General features: G+C 65.6%; 21 protein-coding genes. 12 read left to right on the forward strand and 9 right to left on the reverse strand.

Annotated features, from left to right (window positions below):
- The 9 genes from KMW22_RS08080 to rplL form a co-directional block, all read left to right on the forward strand.
- Positions 1 to 287: EF-Tu C-terminal domain-related protein (locus KMW22_RS08080; protein ID WP_456236884.1), on the forward strand; the 287-nt coding region annotated here is incomplete at its 5' end.
- Between the two features lie 66 nt (positions 288 to 353).
- Complete coding sequence (locus KMW22_RS08085; protein WP_221089538.1) at positions 354 to 908, forward strand: pyridoxamine 5'-phosphate oxidase family protein; 555 nt, start codon at positions 354 to 356, stop codon at positions 906 to 908.
- A 148-nt stretch (positions 909 to 1056) separates the two neighbouring features.
- Positions 1057 to 1224 (forward strand): 50S ribosomal protein L33, encoded by a 168-nt coding sequence (gene rpmG / locus KMW22_RS08090; protein ID WP_012692576.1) that lies wholly within the window; start codon positions 1057 to 1059, stop codon positions 1222 to 1224.
- A 75-nt stretch (positions 1225 to 1299) separates the two neighbouring features.
- Positions 1300 to 1479 (forward strand): preprotein translocase subunit SecE, encoded by a 180-nt coding sequence (gene secE, locus KMW22_RS08095; protein WP_221089539.1) that lies wholly within the window; start codon positions 1300 to 1302, stop codon positions 1477 to 1479.
- Entirely contained in the window at positions 1476 to 2048 is a 573-nt protein-coding gene (gene nusG, locus KMW22_RS08100) for a transcription termination/antitermination protein NusG (protein ID WP_221089540.1), read from the forward strand. Before secE ends, nusG begins: the two co-directional genes overlap by 4 nt.
- 154 nt (positions 2049 to 2202) lie before the next feature.
- Complete coding sequence (gene rplK / locus KMW22_RS08105; RefSeq protein WP_221089541.1) at positions 2203 to 2637, forward strand: 50S ribosomal protein L11; 435 nt, start codon at positions 2203 to 2205, stop codon at positions 2635 to 2637.
- Positions 2630 to 3322 (forward strand): 50S ribosomal protein L1, encoded by a 693-nt coding sequence (gene rplA / locus KMW22_RS08110; RefSeq protein ID WP_221089542.1) that lies wholly within the window; start codon positions 2630 to 2632, stop codon positions 3320 to 3322. The genes rplK and rplA overlap by 8 nt, the downstream gene beginning before the upstream one ends.
- 224 nt (positions 3323 to 3546) lie before the next feature.
- Positions 3547 to 4044: a 50S ribosomal protein L10 gene (rplJ, locus tag KMW22_RS08115; protein WP_221089543.1), complete on the forward strand. Its 498-nt coding sequence runs from the start codon at positions 3547 to 3549 to the stop codon at positions 4042 to 4044.
- Positions 4045 to 4100: 56 nt separating this feature from the next.
- Positions 4101 to 4463 (forward strand): 50S ribosomal protein L7/L12, encoded by a 363-nt coding sequence (rplL, locus tag KMW22_RS08120; RefSeq protein WP_107138005.1) that lies wholly within the window; start codon positions 4101 to 4103, stop codon positions 4461 to 4463.
- 302 nt (positions 4464 to 4765) lie between these two features.
- Here the strand turns inward: rplL and KMW22_RS08125 are convergent, their stop codons facing one another.
- The 8 genes from KMW22_RS08125 to KMW22_RS08160 all read right to left on the reverse strand — a co-directional run bounded on the left by KMW22_RS08125 (position 4766) and on the right by KMW22_RS08160 (position 8685).
- Positions 4766 to 5413, reverse strand: coding sequence for a variant leucine-rich repeat-containing protein (locus KMW22_RS08125; protein WP_221089544.1), 648 nt, complete (start codon positions 5411 to 5413; stop codon positions 4766 to 4768).
- Positions 5371 to 5703, reverse strand: a complete 333-nt coding sequence (locus KMW22_RS08130) for a GIY-YIG nuclease family protein (RefSeq protein WP_221089545.1) — start codon at positions 5701 to 5703, stop codon at positions 5371 to 5373. The genes KMW22_RS08125 and KMW22_RS08130 overlap by 43 nt, the downstream gene beginning before the upstream one ends.
- Positions 5700 to 6269: a DUF2239 family protein gene (locus tag KMW22_RS08135; protein WP_221089546.1), complete on the reverse strand. Its 570-nt coding sequence runs from the start codon at positions 6267 to 6269 to the stop codon at positions 5700 to 5702. Before KMW22_RS08135 ends, KMW22_RS08130 begins: the two co-directional genes overlap by 4 nt.
- A 60-nt stretch (positions 6270 to 6329) precedes the next feature.
- The gene (locus KMW22_RS08140; RefSeq protein ID WP_221089547.1) at positions 6330 to 6533 is read right to left on the reverse strand and encodes a helix-turn-helix transcriptional regulator; all 204 of its coding nucleotides are present in this window, start codon (positions 6531 to 6533) and stop codon (positions 6330 to 6332) included.
- An 8-nt stretch (positions 6534 to 6541) separates the two neighbouring features.
- Positions 6542 to 6943, reverse strand: coding sequence for a hypothetical protein (locus tag KMW22_RS08145; RefSeq protein WP_221089548.1), 402 nt, complete (start codon positions 6941 to 6943; stop codon positions 6542 to 6544).
- A gap of 450 nt (positions 6944 to 7393) precedes the next feature.
- Positions 7394 to 7531: a hypothetical protein gene (locus KMW22_RS08150; protein ID WP_221089549.1), complete on the reverse strand. Its 138-nt coding sequence runs from the start codon at positions 7529 to 7531 to the stop codon at positions 7394 to 7396.
- A gap of 33 nt (positions 7532 to 7564) precedes the next feature.
- Positions 7565 to 7897 (reverse strand): hypothetical protein, encoded by a 333-nt coding sequence (locus KMW22_RS08155; protein ID WP_221089550.1) that lies wholly within the window; start codon positions 7895 to 7897, stop codon positions 7565 to 7567.
- Positions 7894 to 8685, reverse strand: a complete 792-nt coding sequence (locus tag KMW22_RS08160; protein WP_328774636.1) for a hypothetical protein — start codon at positions 8683 to 8685, stop codon at positions 7894 to 7896. Before KMW22_RS08160 ends, KMW22_RS08155 begins: the two co-directional genes overlap by 4 nt.
- A gap of 336 nt (positions 8686 to 9021) precedes the next feature.
- On the opposite strand from KMW22_RS08160, the gene rpoB reads away from it, so the two are divergent.
- The 3 genes from rpoB to KMW22_RS08175 all read left to right on the forward strand — a co-directional run bounded on the left by rpoB (position 9022) and on the right by KMW22_RS08175 (position 18104).
- Positions 9022 to 12477, forward strand: a complete 3456-nt coding sequence (gene rpoB, locus KMW22_RS08165) for a DNA-directed RNA polymerase subunit beta (RefSeq protein WP_221089551.1) — start codon at positions 9022 to 9024, stop codon at positions 12475 to 12477.
- 137 nt (positions 12478 to 12614) lie between these two features.
- Positions 12615 to 17231, forward strand: coding sequence for a DNA-directed RNA polymerase subunit beta' (locus KMW22_RS08170; RefSeq protein ID WP_221089552.1), 4617 nt, complete (start codon positions 12615 to 12617; stop codon positions 17229 to 17231).
- A 138-nt stretch (positions 17232 to 17369) separates the two neighbouring features.
- Positions 17370 to 18104 (forward strand): hypothetical protein, encoded by a 735-nt coding sequence (locus KMW22_RS08175; protein WP_221089553.1) that lies wholly within the window; start codon positions 17370 to 17372, stop codon positions 18102 to 18104.
- A 103-nt stretch (positions 18105 to 18207) separates the two neighbouring features.
- Here the strand turns inward: KMW22_RS08175 and KMW22_RS08180 are convergent, their stop codons facing one another.
- Complete coding sequence (locus KMW22_RS08180; protein WP_328774637.1) at positions 18208 to 18498, reverse strand: DUF1905 domain-containing protein; 291 nt, start codon at positions 18496 to 18498, stop codon at positions 18208 to 18210.
- Between the last annotated feature and the right edge of the window lie 11 nt (positions 18499 to 18509).

Consider the following 18509-nt stretch of genomic DNA (forward strand, 5'->3'; position numbering starts at 1 on the left):
AGCCGCACACCAAGTTCGAAGCCAGCGTGTACGTGCTGAGCAAGGACGAGGGTGGCCGTCACAGCGCGTTCTTCGGTGGCTACCGCCCCCAGTTCTACTTCCGCACGACCGACGTGACGGGTGTGGTGGAACTGCCCGAAGGCGTCGAAATGGTGATGCCCGGTGACAACATCACCTTCGTGGTGGAACTCATCAAGCCCATCGCCATGGAAGAAGGCCTGCGCTTCGCCATCCGCGAAGGTGGCCGCACTGTCGGCGCTGGCGTCGTTGCCAAGGTCCTGGAGTAAGACCACTTCAGTCTGAGAAAGAGGCCCCTCACGGGGCCTCTTTTTTTGCGCCCTGTAGGCTGGGGTATGGCAAAGCAACTCCCGGCCCTGTCGGCCCACCTGCAGGCGTTTGTAGAGGCTCAGCGTATTTTCTTCGCGGGCACCGCCGCGCCGGAAGGCCGCGTGAATCTTTCCCCCAAGGGCATGGACAGCCTGCGGGTGCTGACGCCCACGCGCGTGGCGTGGCTGAATGTGACTGGCAGTGGCAATGAGACAGCGGCTCACCTGCAACGTTCGCCCCGCATGACCCTGATGTTCTGCGCGTTTGAAGGCCCGCCGCTGATCCTGCGGCTCTACGGCCAGGCCCACATGATTCAGCCGGCCGACCCGGAATGGCCTGGGCTTCTGTCGCTGTTCCCAGACCTACCCGGCGCACGGCAGATTTACGTCCTCGACATTGATTTGGTTCAGACCTCGTGTGGCATGGCGGTGCCGACCTTCAGCTATCAGGCAGAACGCGACGAGCTCAACGCGTTGCACCGCCGGATGGGCCCCGAGGAGATCCGAAGCTACTGGCTGAGGCGCAACACGCACAGCATCGACGGTTTTCCAACCGGCATCCAGACCACAGTGGACACCTGAGAGGTCGACCCCTATAATTCGAATGTTGCCCGCCACAAGGCGGGCTTTTACCAGCGTGGCCCCGGCACCTGCCCACGGCCCGTTGCCCCCTTCAGGGACGCTGGGAGCAAAGCCGCCCCACCAAAGGGCCTTTGCGAAGGAGCAGCTCATGGCGAAAGACGGCCCCCGCATCATCGTGAAAATGGAAAGCACCGCCGGCACCGGGTTCTACTACACCACCACCAAGAACCGCCGCAACACGCAGGCGAAGATGGAACTGCGCAAGTACGACCCCGTGGCCAAGAAGCACGTGGTCTTCAAAGAGAAGAAGGTCTGAGCTTCCGCGCCTGCGGGCGCTCCATGCCCGCTGTGCCCAGCGGATCTCCCCTTTTTCTCTGTCGCAGGTGAACGCATGAACTTGATTCAGTACTTCCGTGATTCGCGCGCCGAACTGTCGCGCGTCTCGTGGCCCAGCCGGGCGCAGGTGCTGGAAGGCACGCAGGCTGTGCTGATCTTTGTGATCGCCCTGACCTTGATCGTGTTCGCCATGGACCAGTTGTTTGGCGCCCTGATTCGCGCGGTGCTGCCATGAGTATCGAGTGGTACGCCGTGCACACCTACGTGGGTCAGGAAGACCGCGTGGAACAGCACCTGATGGAACGCGCGGGCAAACTGGGCATGCGCGGCACCAAGATCTTTCAGGTGATCCAGCCGGAAGAGGAAGCCGTGGAACTGCGTGAGGGCGGCAAGAAAGAAACCGTCCGCCGCAAGCTGTTTCCGGGCTACGTCTTCGTGCAGATGGATGTGGAAGACGACGACGCCCCCGGCGAACTGGGCGAGTCCTGGGAAGTCGTGCGCGGCACGAATGGCGTGACCGGCTTCGTGGGTACCGCCACCCGCCCTGTGCCCCTCTCGCCCGAAGAGGTGCAGCGTCTGCTGGCCTCGGTGGGCGTGGCGGCCCAGCCTGTGGTGGAAGAAGCGCCGCGCGTGAAGATCGACTTCAAGGCGGGCGACATGGTGCGTGTCACCAGCGGCCCCTTTGCCGACTTCAGCGGCGTGGTGAGCGAAGTGAACATGGCGCAGTCCAAGGTCAAGGTGCTGGTCAGCATCTTCGGCCGCGAGACGCCTGTGGAACTCGACTTCAGCCAGGTCGCCAAGTAAACCCCACTCGGCCCTTGGCAAAGACGCCGGGGGCCGCTAGACTGAAAAAGTTGCTGTTTTCCGTCTGGGGTCACCCCAGGCGGTCAAGACGGAACTTAGCGCCATCACCCCAGCCGGCCCAGGCGCCAGCGCGGGGGAGCTAAGGAGGAACCAAATGAAGAAAGTCGCAGGGTTAGTCAAACTGCAACTCCCGGCGGGCAAGGCCACCCCGGCCCCCCCCGTGGGTCCCGCGCTGGGTCAGTACGGCGCGAACATCATGGAGTTCACGAAGGCGTTCAACGCGCAGACGGCCGACAAGGGTGACGCGATCATCCCCGTCGAGATCACCATCTACGCCGACCGCTCGTTTACCTTCATCACCAAGACCCCTCCCATGAGCTACCTGATCCGTAAGGCCGCTGGCCTGCAGAAGGGTAGCGCGACCCCCAACAAGGCCAAGGTCGGCAAGCTCAGCTGGGACCAGGTGCTGGAAATCGCCAAGACCAAGATGCCCGACTTGAACGCGGGCAGCGTGGAAGCCGCCGCCAATACGGTGGCCGGCACCGCCCGCTCCATGGGCGTGACCATTGAGGGGGCCCCCAATGCCTAAGCGTGGCAAGCGGTATCAGGCGCTGGCGGCCAAAGTGGACCGCAAGAAGCAGTACACCATCGACGAAGCCGCTGCCTTGGTCAAGGACCTGGCGACCGCCAAGTTTGACGAGACCGTGGAAGTGCACTTCCGCCTCGGCATTGACCCCCGCAAGAGCGACCAGAACGTGCGTGGCACGGTGGCGCTGCCCCACGGCACCGGCAAGACCGTGCGTGTGGCCGTGATCACCAAGGGCGACAACGTGCAGGCCGCCGAAGCGGCGGGCGCCGATGTGGTGGGCAGCGAGGACCTGATCGAGCGCATTGCCGGCGGGTTCATGGACTTCGACGCCGTGGTCGCCACCCCCGACATGATGGCCCAGGTGGGCCAGAAGCTCGCCCGTCTGCTCGGGCCGCGCGGCCTGCTGCCCAACCCCAAGAGCGGCACCGTGGGCCCCGACGTGACCGGCATGGTCAAGGGCCTCAAGGCCGGCCGCATCGAGTTCCGCAACGACAAGACCGGCGTGGTGCACGCACCCATCGGCAAGGCCAGCTTTGAGCCCGGCAACCTCAGCGCCAACTACACCGCCCTGGTGAGCGCGCTGGAAGCCGCCAAGCCCGGCAGCGCCAAGGGCGTGTTCCTGCGCAGCGCCTTCCTGACCACCACCATGGGCCCCAGCATCGAGCTGACCCTGACCAGCGCCTAAACCGCGCGTTGATGGGCGAAGGTTGATGGTTGACCGAAAAACCGTAGACCCTCAACCTTCACCCATCAACATCCTTCAGCACCCCGGTGCGCTCTCGCACCTCTCCAATCCGTTTCTATTCCGGCACCTAAGACAGCGGGGACCCTTGCCAGGTTTAAACAGCCCGCCGAGTTGCCAGGGGCGCGACCGTGCACCTGGACTCGTTCCCACCAAGGAGGTACTGCGTGGCGAACGAAAAGAACCAGCAGACCCTCAGCGCCCTGACGGGCAGCCTCTCGGGCGTCGAATCGTTTTACGTCGTCGACTACCAAGGCCTGACCGCCGGTCAGCTGAGCAAACTGCGCAAGGACATCCGTGAAAAGGGGGGGCAGCTGATTGTTGCCAAGAACACCCTGATTAACCTCGCCCTTCAGGGCGACGGCCGTGACTTCAGCGACGCGCTGAAGGGCCCCAGCGCCATCGTGGTGGCGCAGGACGATCCCGCTGGGGTCGCCAAGGCCCTGAGCGACGCCGCCAAGGGCAACGACAAGGGCATTCCCGCCGTGAAGGCCGGCCTTGTTGAAGGCAACCGCGTGGACGTCAAGGTGATTGAGCGTCTGGCGAGCCTGGGCAGCAAGCAGAGCCTGCAGGGCGAGCTGGTGGGCGTGCTCAGCGCGCACCTCAGCAACTTCGTGGGCATCCTCGAAGCGTACAAAGAAAAACTCGAAGGCCAGGGCGCTTAAGCCCCCGGTCTGCCCCCAACAGGGCACCCCCCACTTCAATTTCGGAGGACACAATCATGGCTTACGACAAACAAGCGCTCATCGACCAGCTCGGCCAGCTCACCATCATGGAACTCGCGGACCTCATCGACGGTCTGAAGGAAACCTGGGGCGTGACTGCCGCCGTGGCCGCCGGCCCCGCCGCTGGCCCCGCCGCCGCTGTGGAAGAGAAGACCGAATTTGACGTGGTGCTGGTGGATGCCGGCGCCAGCAAGATCAACGTCATTAAGGAAATCCGCGCCATCACCGGCCTGGGTCTGAAGGAAGCCAAGGACATGAGCGAGAAGGGCGGCGTGCTGAAGGAAGGCGCCAGCAAGGACGACGCCGAGAAGATCAAGGCCCAGCTGGAAGCTGCTGGCGCCAAGGTCGAACTGAAGTAAGTCCCCCTTCACCGGGAGTGCAGCCCCCAGCCCACGCGGCTGGGGGTTTTATTTGGGGTTTGGCGGCACCCATGCACCATAGAGTGGCGCTCCTCTAGCTTTGAGGCGCGCCCAACTTTTGCTCGCTTGACTCAACTGGGATCGCTGGGAGCGTCGTTGGCCTCACAGGGGCAGCCCATTCTCCTCCAGGCCTGAAGGGCGGTCTCTCCATTCCGCCTATGCCCCTGCTGCTTTACCACCATCCAGCGTATTCGACACAGAGCGACCCTGGGTATTTCTTAGGGTCGCTCTGCGTTCCGCTCTCAGCTCCAGGGCAGCAAGCACAAGCCCAGCACAAAGGCGGCCAGCCCGCTCTGCTGTGCGCGCACCAGCACCTGCCGCACGAATACCGAAGGATCGGCCGCCAGCTGCTGGGCCACCACCGGGGGCAAGTCGGTACGGGCAGCGATGTACATGCGCACCCCGTAATCGGCGTCGCTGGCCAGCCGGGCAATCAGCGCGGGGGGCAGTTCGGGCCGGGCCGCAATCCGCGCCCGCACCTGCCACGCCGGATGGCCCACCATCTGGTCAATCTGGTGGGCAGTGAGAGCCGGGTGGGCCGCCGCCGCCGCCTGGATCTCGATGGCCGAGGCGATCAGGGCGTGCCGCAGCAGCCACGCCGGGGCGTCGGGTTGCGAGAGCAGGCGCAACAGGGTGTGCAGCGGCACGTCGAGCAGCAATCGGGGATGGGCCAGCCGCAGCAGCGGCAGCGCCGGATTGGCCAGCACCTGGGCCGGGAAGGTGGCCGCCAGGTCTTCCAGCAGCGCGGGCGGCGTGTTGGGATGCGCGGCAATGGCGGCGCGCAGTTCGGGGGGTGCGCCCTGCGCCAGCCGCTCCAGTTCAGCGGCCGTGGCGCCGGGCGCCAGCGTCAGTACCGCTGGTGGGCTGGAATGTTCAGCTTCTCCTGCCATAGCGCAAGCAACTCCTTCAGGTCGTCCTGGGGGTCTTCGCCGGGACGCTGCGGCGGCAGGTCATCCAGCACTTCAAAACGGAAACTTTCGGGGCCATCCGTGGCCCAGTCGCGCTGCATCTGCGCGTGGCGGTGACCACGCAGCTGCAGCTCAAAGCGAATGCGGTTCAGCTGCCCCTCCACATGCGAACTGCTGCCCAGCAAGGTCCGCCCCGAGGGCAGGTGGGTGATCCGGTAAATCCCCATGCGCGGGGTGAAGGTCCGGGCGGCGCGGCGGCCCTCGGCAGTCATGGGGCCGCTCCGAAGGCAGGGGCGGCCAGATACAGCGCGTGCAGGCGCAGGTCCTCGGGCCACCCTGCCACCTGGGCCTCGAAGGCCGCGCGATCCCCGGCGTACAGGGCGCGGCTGGCGTCCTCGGCCCCGGGGAGGTCGCCGCCCATGACCGTCAGGAAGCGGTCGGCGGCGAGGCTGGCCATGCGGCGGCGCTCGCCTTCGGGGTCGGCTTTGCGGGCCTCGTCAATCAGGCGGCGCAACGCCGCTGAGGCGCCATTAGGATGGCTTTCCAGCCAGTCCCAGTGCCGGGGCAGCAGCGAGACTTCGCGCGACACCACCCCCAGCTTGGGCCGCCCGGGACCCGCCTTGGCGCCGGGGGCATGCCGGGCCAGCACCTCGTCCACGGTGCCGCGCCAGTCGAAATCGACTGGGCGGCCCGTTTCGTCGTTGAACACGATCAGGGGCTGGGTGCGGGGGCTGGCCAGGGCGTCCAGCGCGGCTTTGACAGTCCGCAGCGTTTCGGGCAGTGGCCCGGTGGCCAGCCGCTGCGGGCCCAGGAAAGCGGTATAGGTGGGCTGGGTCATGGCGCGATATTACCCGGGTGGAATTCAAAAACGCAATATCACCCGGGTAATAAAGATGGCCTAGCCCTCAGGTTGGTACTGGAACACCTGCTCCAGTGGCCGGCCCAGCGCAGCAGCCAGCTTGAAGGCCAGTTCCAGCGACGGCGCATACTTGCCGCCCTCAATGGCAATCACGGTCTGCCGGGTGACGCCCACCTGCTGGGCCAGCTGCTGCTGGGTCATCTCGCCTGCTTCAAAGCGCAGGCGGCGAAGCTGGTTGCTCACGGGCACCCTCAGCCGCCCCGGTGGTACGACCACAGCGACACGATATTGCCCGCCACTTCGGCCAGGACAAACGACAGCAGCGCCACATGCAGCAGGGTGCCCGGCACCGCCAGGGCCGCCCCGCCCGGCAGCAGTAGGACGCTGCCCCAGGTAAAGCCCAGCCCAGCCAGCACGACATAGGAGGTGCGGGTGGCCCGCAAGGCGATGGCGCGGTCACGCTCGTCTGTCAGGGCCCCCTCGGGCCCGCCTTCCAGACGGCGCCAGACCCACAGGCTCAGCGGCAGTAGCACCGCCTGGACCACGATCAGCAGGACCAAGGCTGGGCCAATGGTGGCTGTGCCCGCCAACAGTTCGGGCCACACGAAAGCGAAATAGGGCACGTACAGGGCCAGCGTGGTCAGCAGACTCATCCACGCGGTTTTCTCCTGCACTGGCCGTTGCGGCGCCGACTCAAGGTGAGATGGGGTCATGCCCCAAAGTAAGCTAAACCGGACATGATGTCAAGGAAACCAGACATTCGGTTGTGGGAGGAGGCGTGGGGGTCAGGCTTCAGCGCGCTCCAACCGGCGTTCTCCAATCGTTCGGACCATTTTTGAACAAGGCGAGCAGGCTGGCCCTGCGGGACACGCCGTCTGAAACGCTGGGTCCGCTCAACCCCCTAGGCGGCGGCGCTCTACCTGTCCCCCCGAAGGCGAAGGAGGAAAACAGCGGGTTCGTCGGGCCGCTCTCCGCAAAGAGGCCAAACTTTCCAAACCTGTGCTTTGCGAAGTCAGGCCAAGTCGAACGCCTCTCCCCTATCGGCGCCACTCACAGGTTGATGTGCCGCCCAACCGAGCAAACACACCTTTACAGGCACGCCCTCAAGGGGTCCAGGTTTTGGCCCACACCCCGCAGCCGTCGCGCAGGCTGAGGCGCAGGGACTCGCCCAGCCAGCGCAGGCCCAGGACATCAAAGCCGCCGCAGGTGGGGCGGGCCCGGACGGCGCCCGTGACGTTCACTTCTCCGGCGGTGCGGACGACGGTGGCCCGAAATCAGAAGGTGTCGAGCGCGCTGTATCCCTTCGGGGCATCCGTGACGATCACCACGGCGTCGCCCTGCGCGGACCAGACCTCCCCTGGCCAGAGGTTGAGGCGCTGGCCCGTGGCCGCGTCCACCCGCCAGACCTCGCACAGACGGGCGGCAATCACGCTGCCACCCGGACACGCGGTGAGCCAGAGGTCCCCCAGCCCCAGCCGGGCCGACTGCTGGTGCAGCTCTGGCGGAAAGGCGAAGGTCCAGACGGTCTGTCCCGCCTCCACGCGGCGCACCTGCTCGGGCTGGTCAGCCGTGGGCCAGCTGTGCAGGTACACCGGCGCGGCGATCACTTCAGGTCCTTCCTCAGTTCGCGGCCCAGTTGAAACCATTCGCGTTCCTGGCGGCGGTAGAGGTTTGTCGCCTTGCGCTCGGTCTTGTCCAGGGCGTCCAGCAGGGCGCGGGCCTCGTCACGCCGGCCCTGCCGCGCCAGATAGGCGGCGTAGCGGGCGCGCGGCTCCTCGGTGGTGGCGGCGTTCAGGGCGTCCTTGAAGGTGGCGTCGGCTTCGGGTTTGCCCTGGGCGTCCTGGGCCTGGGCCAGCAGGGTCAGCGTGCGGGTGCGCGTGGCGGCGCTGGCCTTCAGGTCCACGCGGCGCAGCTTGCTTTCGGCCTCGGCGGCCTGTCCCCGGGCCAGGTCCAGTTCGGCGCTGGTCAGCAGCACCACCGGGTCGTCGGCGTAAATGCCGCTCAGCAGCGGCTGCAGGGTGGCCTGGGCCTCATCGGGGCGCCCGGCGCGGGCCTGCAGGGCCGCCAGCTCGGCACGGCGCTGCAGGGTGTCGCTTTCATTCAGTTCGGCCTGGGCCTCGCGGATGCGCAGGTCCAGGGGCTTTAAGGCCTCCACGCCGCGCGCCACTGCCTGCCCCGCCACCCGGCCGCCCCCCCGCGCGGCTGGCAGCAGCACCATGAAGGTGTACACCGCTGCGAAGGCCAGCCCAAACAGCCCGCCAAACAGCGCCCCAAAGGCCAGCATGACGATCCAGTACACCTGCTGCCGCGTGACAATGGCGTGAATCAGGCCGATGATGGCCAGCACGCGCAGGGCATTGATGATCAGCGGCAGGTAGGGTTGCAGGGCGTCCACGCCCCCATGCTACGGGGCCGGCCACAGGCACACCGGCAGATCTGCTGGCATTTCATGAAGGTGGCCGCTTGACGCCGCCCGGCCCGGTTGGGCAAACTTGCCGGACACAGCCCCGCAAGGCGCCCCGACGCGCCCGGTTTGACCGGTCTGCCCCCCAGGGTGTAGACTTCCCTGTGCTGACCATGATGGGTCGGGCAGGAGTTCTTTGCGAGAAGCGGCTCGGCAAAGTTAAGTGAATGACACGGGAACGTGGCCGGGAAGGCCACGCGTCCCGGCTGCGCCTTTTCCCGCCCCGAAAGAGGCCGCAGTGACCCACAGGGTGCCCCAGAGGTGGACATGAGTTTGAGCAAAAAAGGGCCGCGTATTGAGCGGTTCGGTGACATCGCGGACGTCATTCCGCTGCCCAACCTGACCGAGATTCAGGTGAACTCCTTCAAGGCCTTCCTGCAGGACGACAAGGCGCCCGACGCCCGCGATTACACGGGTCTGCAGAGTGCCTTCAAGGAAGTCTTCCCGATTGACGAAACTGAAAAGGGCCGCTCCACGGGTCTCGTGCTGGATTTCCTGGAGTACCGTCTGGGCGAGCCACCTTACACGCCCGAAGAGTGCCGTGAAAAGGACGTCACCTACCAGGCGCCCATGTACGCCAAGCTGCAGCTGATTCACAAGGACAGCGGCCTGATCAAGGAAGATCAGGTGTTCCTGGGCGACCTGCCCCTGATGACCGAGGACGGCTCGTTTGTGATCAACGGCGCCGACCGCGTGATCATCTCGCAGATTCACCGTTCCCCCGGCGTGTACTTCACCAGCTCCTACAAGGGCATCAAGAAGATGTACACCGGCGCGATCATCCCCATGCCCAAGCGCGGCCCCTGGATCGAACTGGAGTTCGCGGGCGGCGTGCTGGAAATGAAGGTAAACAAGCGCAAGTTCCCCGTGGCCATGCTGCTGCGCGTGCTGGGCTACGACGACGCCAGCCTGCGTGCCCTGTTCACGGAATTTGAGCCGGACATGGAACTGCCCGAGGACAAGAGCGCGGGCATGGGCGCCGACGAGGCCCTGCTGCGCCTGTTCACGGTGCTGCGCCCCGGTGACCCGCCCAAGCGCGACAAGGCCATTCAGTACCTGTACGGCCTGCTGGCCGACCCCCGCCGCTACGACCTGGGCGAGCCCGGCCGCTTCAAGATGAACACCAAGCTGGGCGTGAACCGCCCCGAGCGCACCCTGCTGAACTTCCAGGACGGCAAGTTCACGGACGCCGGTCTGGTGGACACCATCCGCTACCTGATGGCGCTGCAGTACGGCCGCGAGACCGTGGGCATGGTGGACGCCGACGGCGTGATCACCGACGTGCCCGTGGCCGAGGACGACATTGACCACCTCGGCAACCGCCGCGTGCGCACCGTGGGCGAACTGCTCGCCGACCAGCTGCGCGTGGGCATGGGCCGCATGGCACGCGGCGTGCGCGAGCGCATGCTGCTGGGCAACCCCGACGCCGCGACCCCCACCAAGCTCGTGAACAACCGCCCCATCGTGGCGGCCATGCGCGAGTTCTTCGGCCGCAGCCAGCTCTCGCAGTTCAAGGACCAGACCAACCCCCTGTCGGACCTGCGCCACAAGCGCCGCATCTCTGCGCTGGGGCCGGGCGGTCTGACCCGCGAGCGCGCCGGCTTCGACGTGCGCGACGTGCACCGGACCCACTACGGCCGCATCTGCCCGATCGAAACGCCTGAAGGCGCCAACATCGGTCTGATTTCCTCGCTGGCCTCCTACGCCAAGGTGAACGACCTGGGCTTCATTGAAGCGCCCTACCGCAAGGTGGAGGGTGGCCGCGTGACTGACGACGTGGTCTATATGACCGCCGACATTGAAGACCGTTACACCGTGGCGCAGGCGAACAGCCCGCTCCAGCCGGACGGCACCTTCAGCGACGAGCGCGTGCTGGCCCGCCGCAAGGGTGATCCTTTGTGGTACACCCCCGAAGAAGTGGACTACATGGACGTGAGCCCCAAGCAGATCGTCTCGATCAACACGTCCCTGATTCCCTTCTTGGAGCACGACGACGCCAACCGCGCGCTCATGGGTTCCAACATGCAGTCGCAGGCCGTGCCGCTCGTGCGCGCCGACAGCCCCGCCGTGGGCACCGGTGTGGAGCGCCGCGTGGTGACCGACAGCGGCACCAGCGTCGTGAGTGACGTGACCGGCCGCGTGACCTACGTGGACGCCCGCGTGATTCAGATCACCCTGACCGAGGACGCCCCCGCCGCCGGCATGAACACCGGCAACGTGCGCACCTTCGAACTCGTGCGCTTCACCCGCTCCAACCAGGGCACCAACCTTGACCAGCACCCCATCGTGGACGTTGGCGACACGGTGCAGGCCGGGCAGGTCATCGCGGACGGTCCCGCCAGCGACCTCGGCCGCCTCGCGCTGGGCCAGAACATCACCATCGCCATCATGCCCTTCGACGGCTTCAACTTTGAAGACGCGATCTGCATCTCCGAAGGCCTGGTGCGCAAGGATTTCTACACCTCGGTCCACATTGAAAAGGACGAGATTGAAGCCCGCGACACCAAGCTGGGGCCGGAAAAGATCACCCGCGACATCCCCGGTCTGTCCGAAGCCGCGCTGCGCGACCTGGATGAAGACGGCATCGTGCGCGTGGGCGCTGAAGTCAAGCCCGGCGACATCCTGGTCGGCAAGACCAGCTTCAAGGGTGAGTCGGAACCCACCCCCGAAGAGCGTCTGCTGCGCAGCATCTTCGGCGAGAAGGCCCGTGAAGTGAAGGACACCTCGCTGCGCGTGCAGTCCGGCCAGGGCGGCATCGTGGTGAAGACCGTGCGCTTCCGCCGAGGCGACGAAGGCGTGGACCTGAAACCCGGCGTGCGTGAAATGGTGCGCGTGTACGTGGCCCAGAAGCGCCAGCTGCAGGTGGGTGACAAGGTGGCCAACCGCCACGGGAACAAGGGCGTGGTTTCCAAGATCATGGCCCCCGAGGACATGCCTTACCTGGAAGACGGCACCCCCGTCGACCTCGTGTTCAACCCCCTGGGTGTGCCCAGCCGCATGAACCTGGGCCAGATTCTGGAAACCCACCTGGGTGAAGTGGCGCGCCTGACGGGCCAGAAGTTCGAGACCCCCGTGTTCGACTCGGTCACCGAAGCGACCATCAAGGAAATGCTGGAAGTGGCCGCCGCCGAGCGTATCCAGGCCCGCAAGGACGAAGGCTTTGAGCTCGACAAGCGCGAACAGGAAGTGCTGGACCGCGCCGCCAAGCTGGGCGTCATCCGTGACGCGCAGGGCGACTACGAGAAAGCCCAGATGGAGCTGTCGCGCACCGGCAAGAGCGTGCTGTACGACGGCCGCACCGGCGAGCCCATTTCGGGCCCCGTGGTGGTCGGCACCATGTACGTGATGAAGCTGTACCACATGGTGGAAGACAAGCTGCACGCCCGCTCCACTGGCCCGTACAGCCTGATTACCCAGCAGCCGCTGGGCGGCAAGGCGCAGTTTGGTGGTCAGCGCTTCGGGGAAATGGAAGTGTGGGCGCTGGAAGCGTACGGCGCCGCGCACACCCTGCAGGAAATGCTGACGATCAAGTCCGACGACATTGACGGCCGTGACGCGGCTTACCAGAGCATCGTCAAGGGTGAGGAAGTGTCGGGCAGCACCATCCCCGAGTCCTTCAAGGTGCTCGTCAAGGAGCTGCACTCGCTGGGTCTGGACGTGGAAGTCCTCGACAACGGCGACCGCGCCGTGGACATCTTCGAAGGAATGATGCCCAAGCGCTAAAGCGCGCCCCCGCGCGCCGTCTAAGGGTCAAAAGGTCGAAGAGTCCAGAACAACGGAATACCAAGTTTTCTTAGACCCTTTGACTCTTCGACCCTTAGACAAAACACCAAGCCTCCCATCCAAGGAGCAGGATTACTTTGAAAGACTTCAACAAAGTTCGTATCGCCATTGCCAGCCCGGAGAAGATCCGCGAGTGGAGCTTTGGCGAGGTCGAAAAGCCCGAAACGATCAACTACCGCACCCTGAAGCCCGAGCGCGAAGGTCTGTTCGACGAGCGCATCTTCGGGCCCCAAAAGGACTACGAGTGCGCCTGCGGCAAGTACAAGCGTCAGCGCTACGAAGGCAAGGTCTGCGAGCGCTGCGGCGTCGAAGTGACGAGCAGCAAGGTGCGCCGCTACCGCATGGGCCACATTGACCTGGCCACGCCCGCCGCCCACATCTGGTACGTCAAGGACACGCCCAGCAAGATCGGCACGCTGCTGGACCTGTCGGCTGGCCAGCTGGAAAAGGTGCTGTACTTCAGCTCCTTCCTGGTGACCGACCCCCGCAACGCCCAGAAGGACGGCCGCCCGCTCAAGCGCGGCGAGCTGCTCTCGGACGACGAGTACCGCGAACTGCGCTTTGGCCGTCAGGAAACCTACGCCCTGACCGGCGGCGTGGAAGCCGAAGTGCGTGACGGCGAGTACGTGACGCGCGGGCAGATCCTGGGCGGCAACGTCGTGAGCAAGATGGATGGTCTGGCCCAGTACCGCTTCCCCCGCCGCGCCGTGATCGCCTACGCCGAGGAAGTTGAAGCCACCCTGCCCCTGCCCGCCGACGTGCTCGTGGAGCAGGATGCCTTCCGCGCCGGTGAGATTCTGGCCGAGCTGGAAGCCGACGTGCAGATCACCGCTCCCGTGGGCGGCACCACCGTGCTGCACGACATGGGCGAAGACAGCGTGATGGTCGAGCTGCGCGAAGGCGTGGACGAGGAAGGCAGCCCCAGTGGTGAGGTGCTGGCCCGCGTGTACGTGCCCCACGGCATGAACGTGCAGGTCGTGCACGGCGAGATCGTGGACGCGGGCGCTGTGCTGGCCGACGCTACGAGCGGCACCCGCCTGCGTGTAAGCCGCGACAGCCGCCTGAGCGGCGTAACCTTCCCCAAGAAGGGCGACGTGAAGGTCACGGCCCACTGGACCCGCCGCAGCGAGTACCCCATCAACCCCACCATGCACGTGCTGGTCGGCGACGGCAGCGAGGTCAAGAAGGGCCAGAAGGTCATCGGCGCCATTGACGTTGAGGAGCAGATCACCGCTGAAGCCAATGGCGTGATCACCCTGCACAACCCCGCCTCGATCATCGTCTCGAAGGCGAAGGTTTATACCTACGAGGACGAGCCCCTGGTCGTGAACGGTGACCGTGTGGAGCCGGGCGACGAACTGGCCGACAGTGGCGAACTGCGCAGCGAGATCTCGGGCCGCATCGAGATTGACCTCGTGCGCAAGCAGGTGCGCGTCATCGAGTCCTACGACTTCGAGGCCAAGATGGGCGCCGAAGCTGTCAAGGAACTGCTGGACGACCTGAACCTCGACATCCTGGAAGCCGAGCTGAACGAGATGATGAAGGACAGCTCGCGCCACAAGCGCGCCAAGGCCCGCAAGCGCCTGGAAGTGACCCGCGCGTTCAAGCGCAGCGGCAACAACCCCAGCTGGATGATCCTGAACACCGTGCCGGTGATGCCGCCTGATCTGCGCCCCATGGTGCAGGTGGACGGGGGCCGCTTCGCGACCTCGGATCTGAATGACCTGTACCGCCGCCTGATCAACCGCAACAACCGCCTGAAGAAGCTGATGAGCCAGGGCGCGCCGGACATGATCATCCGCAACGAGAAGCGCATGCTGCAGGAAGCGGTGGACGCGCTGATCGACAACGGCCGCCGTGGCAGCCCCGTGACCAACCCCGGCTCTGACCGTAGCCTGCGCTCGCTGACCGACCTGCTGGGCGGCAAGCAGGGCCGTTTCCGCCAGAACCTGCTGGGTAAGCGCGTGGACTACTCCGGCCGCTCGGTGATCGTGGTGGGCCCGCAGCTCAAGCTGCACCAGTGCGGTGTGCCCAAGCGTATGGCCCTCGAACTCTTCAAGCCCTTCCTGTTCAAGGTGCTCGAGGAGAAGGGCGAGGTCACCAACATCAAGCAGGCCCGCAAGATGCTCGAGCGCTACCGCGACACCCGCGACAGCGTGTGGGACGCCCTGGAAGAGGTCATTGAGGACAAGGTCGTGCTGCTCAACCGCGCGCCGACCCTGCACCGACTGGGCATTCAGGCCTTCGAGCCCGTGCTCGTGGAAGGTCAGTCCATCCAGCTGCACCCCCTGGTCTGTGAAGCCTTCAACGCCGACTTCGACGGCGACCAGATGGCCATTCACGTCCCCCTGAGCGCCCAGGCGCAGGCCGAAGCGCGCATTCAGATGCTCAGCGCCCACAACCTGCTCTCGCCCGCCAACGGCGAGCCGAACGTCAAGCCCAGCCGCGACATCATTCTCGGCATCTTCACCCTGACCCTGCTGCGCAAGGACAACTTGGGTGCCGGCACCGAGTTCGCCGACGCGCAGGAAGCCCTCGCTGCGCTCGACGCTGGCAAGGTGGCCCTGAACAGCCCCATCACCGTGGCCGGCCAGGAAACCAGCCCCGGCCGCCTGAAGTACGTCTTCTCCAACCCCGACGAAGCCATCATGGCGGTCGAGCGCGGCGAGATTGACCACCAGGACCACGTGCGCATCCGCCTGAACGGCGTGACCTACGACACCAGCGCCGGCCGCGTGATGTTCCGCCGCATTGTGCAGGAAGCCCTGGGGCACCAGGCCCACCTCGTGGACACCCTGGTGAACCTGGAAACCGCCTACGAAAAAGACCACCTCAAGGATATGGTCATGGCGTGCTTCAAGCACCTGGGCATCGAGGCCACCGCTGGCCTGCTCGACGGCCTGAAGGACGCGGGCTTCAAGCTCTCCACGACCTCGGGCATCACGATTGGCATTGACGACATCGTGATTCCGCCCGCCAAGGCCGAGATTCTGGCCGAAGCGGACGCCAAGGTCGCAGAAATCGAGCAGAACTTCGAGTTCGGCTTCATGACCGAAGAAGAGCGTTACAAGCAGGTCGTGCAGCTGTGGAACGACACCAAGGATGAAGTCAAGAACGCCATGTTCGACAACTTCGGCCAGAACTATCCCTTCAACCCGCTGTGGATCATGAGCCTGTCGGGCGCGCGTGGTAACGCCCAGCAGATCACGCAGCTCGCCGGGATGCGCGGCCTGATGGCCCGCCCCGACGGCAGCACCATTGAGGTGCCGATCCGTGCGTCGTTCCGCGAGGGTCTGTCGGTGCTGGAGTACTTCATCTCCACCCACGGCGCCCGTAAGGGTGGGGCCGACACCGCGCTGCGTACCGCCGACTCGGGCTACCTGACCCGTAAGCTGGTGGACGTGGCCCACGAAGTGGTCGTGCGCGACGTGGACTGCGGCACCACCGACTACACCTCCATGCCGCTGGGCGCCCTGGACGAGCGCACCGGCGAGTGGCGCACCCGCAAGGCCAGCGAGATCGAGACCAGCATCTACGGCCGCACCCTGGCCGACGCGGTTGAGGTCGAAGGCCGCACCATCGAGGCCGGCGAGATGCTGAGCCTGGAAGATGTGAAGGCCATCACCCGGGGCGCCAAGACCCTGCAGAGCGTGTTCGTGCGCACCCCGCTGAACTGCCGCGTGAAGAGCGGTGTGTGTCAGAAGTGCTACGGCTACGACCTGTCGCAGGCCAAGCCCGTGAGCATGGGTGAAGCCGTGGGCGTGGTGGCCGCCGAGTCCATCGGTGAGCCCGGCACGCAGCTGACCATGCGCACCTTCCACACTGGCGGCGTGGCCGGCAGCGGCGGCGGTGACATCACCATGGGTCTGCCCCGCGTGATCGAGCTGTTCGAGGCCCGCAAGCCCAAGACCAGCGCGGCCGTGGCCGACCGCGACGGCACCGTGCGCATCGAGGAGGAAGAAGAGCGTTACCTCGTGCGGATCGAGGCCGACGACGACCAGTACTCCAGCAAGACCGCCACGAAGATCAGCAAGGGCCTGCGCATGATCGTGCGCGACGGCGACCGCGTGGAGGCCGGCCAGGCCCTGACGCGCGGCGCGATCAACCCCCACGACCTGCTGCTGTACAAGGACACCGACGCCGCCCAGCGCTACCTGGTGGAAGAAGTGCAGCGTGTGTACCGCAGCCAGGGCGTGAAGGTGCACGACAAGCACATTGAGATCATCGTGCGCCAGATGCTGCGCTGGGTCGAAGTGACCGACGGGGGCGACACCGAGCTGCTCGAAGGCCAGACCGTCGAGCGCTGGGAAGTGGACCAGGCCAACGACGCGCTGGAAGAAGGCAAGACTCCGGCCAGCTGGAAACCAGTGCTGCTGGGCATCACCAAGAGCAGCCTGACCACCAAGTCGTGGCTGTCGGCGGCGAGCTTCCAGCACACCACCCACGTGCTGACGGAAGCCAGCATGAAGGGCCAGGTGGACGACCTGATCGGCCTGAAGGAAAACGTCATCCTCGGCAAGCTGATTCCCGCCGGCACGGGCCTCATGACCGTGCGCGAGATGCAGGTGGCCGACGACCGCACGCTGGAGAAGTACGGCGAAGGCAGCACCAGCACCGACGCTGTGACCGGCGACCGTTCCTACGACGACACCCGCCCCGGCACCGTGAACGACAACGTGACGTACACGAGCTAAGGGCAGATGGCCCACAGCAGATGGCCGAGGGCTGATCGCTGAAGGCCGACAGCAAAGACCTCCACCTGGAAACGGGTGGAGGTTTTCTCTTGGGGAGATGCGCGCGTCAACGGTGCCGTGCTCCGCTAGCATCCGGTCATGTTCAAGCGGATGCCCTGGCTCCTGATTGCTGTTCCCCTTCTGGCCGGAGGGGCCCCCGCTCAGGGCTATGTGCCCACTACCTTCAGCACAGGAGAGAAGGTGGCTCTGGCCTGCGCCTGGGCCGGTGAGCGCTACAGGGCGCAGACGTTCAGCAATTTCCAGCTGTCCTGCTTTGATCCCAAGCTGGAGACCCTGAAGGTCTTGAAAGACGACCACATCAAGGTCAATCCTGCTGACTACTCGGCCACTATTCTCGCTCTGGACCAGGGTATGACCACCCTCGTCCGGTCCAGCGGGGGCGCGTGGGAGATCCGCAGGGGCAGGCGCGCGGGGCAGGACGCTGGGGGCTTCCTCATGCCCGCCGGGCTAGAAGGCAATGTATCCCCGGCGGACCGCGAGGCCATCGCCTGGGCTAAAACATGCTTCACCGCCTTGCTGCTCCACCACCGCCAGACCTACGACTTCAATGCGTTCAGGGCAGGTACCACCTGCCAGGACAGGGCGCTGAAGCTGGTGCCTGAAGCCTATGCGCCGCTGAAAAAAGCAGCCCGGCTGAGCCTCATCACGGAGGTGTGGACGGCCAAAACGGCGGGGGGCGACCTGTCGACCACGGTGAACGTGCAATCCTCAACCGGCCGCTGGTTCACCGTGAATCTCAGCCTGCCTGACCGCGCTTCTCCGCTGACGGCCGTGCCGAAGCTCTCGGTGGGCCGCACCCCGAAGAAGCCCTGACCGCGAAGCCCAGAGGCGTTAAGGATGGTCCTCTTTTGCGCCTCTGGGGCAGAGGCACGTCTGTCATGGGCAGCAGCCTGGGCAGGGTTAAGGGGCCGGTGGATCAGCCCACGTTCAGGGTCAGCGTGACCGTCTGCCCCTCTTCCACCCCTTCTGCGCGGCGGGCGGCCACCTTGACCGGCACCAGATAGCCGCCTTCTTTTGGGAAAAGCGACGTCTTGAACGTGGTCTGGCCGATCTGCACCTGGGCCGGAATCATGCCCCAGCCGTAGGTGACCAGCCGCGAGAGGTCCCGAATGGCCGCCGCTTCGGTCTCCGGCACCGCCACGAAGTAATGGGGCGCAGGCCCAGCCCAGTGAAAGAGCGGGCCACTGAACTGCAGCTGAAGGCTCACCTCCTCAGCCT

This window comes from Deinococcus aquaedulcis, from assembly GCF_019693445.1.
GTDB classification, from domain to species: domain Bacteria; phylum Deinococcota; class Deinococci; order Deinococcales; family Deinococcaceae; genus Deinococcus; species Deinococcus aquaedulcis.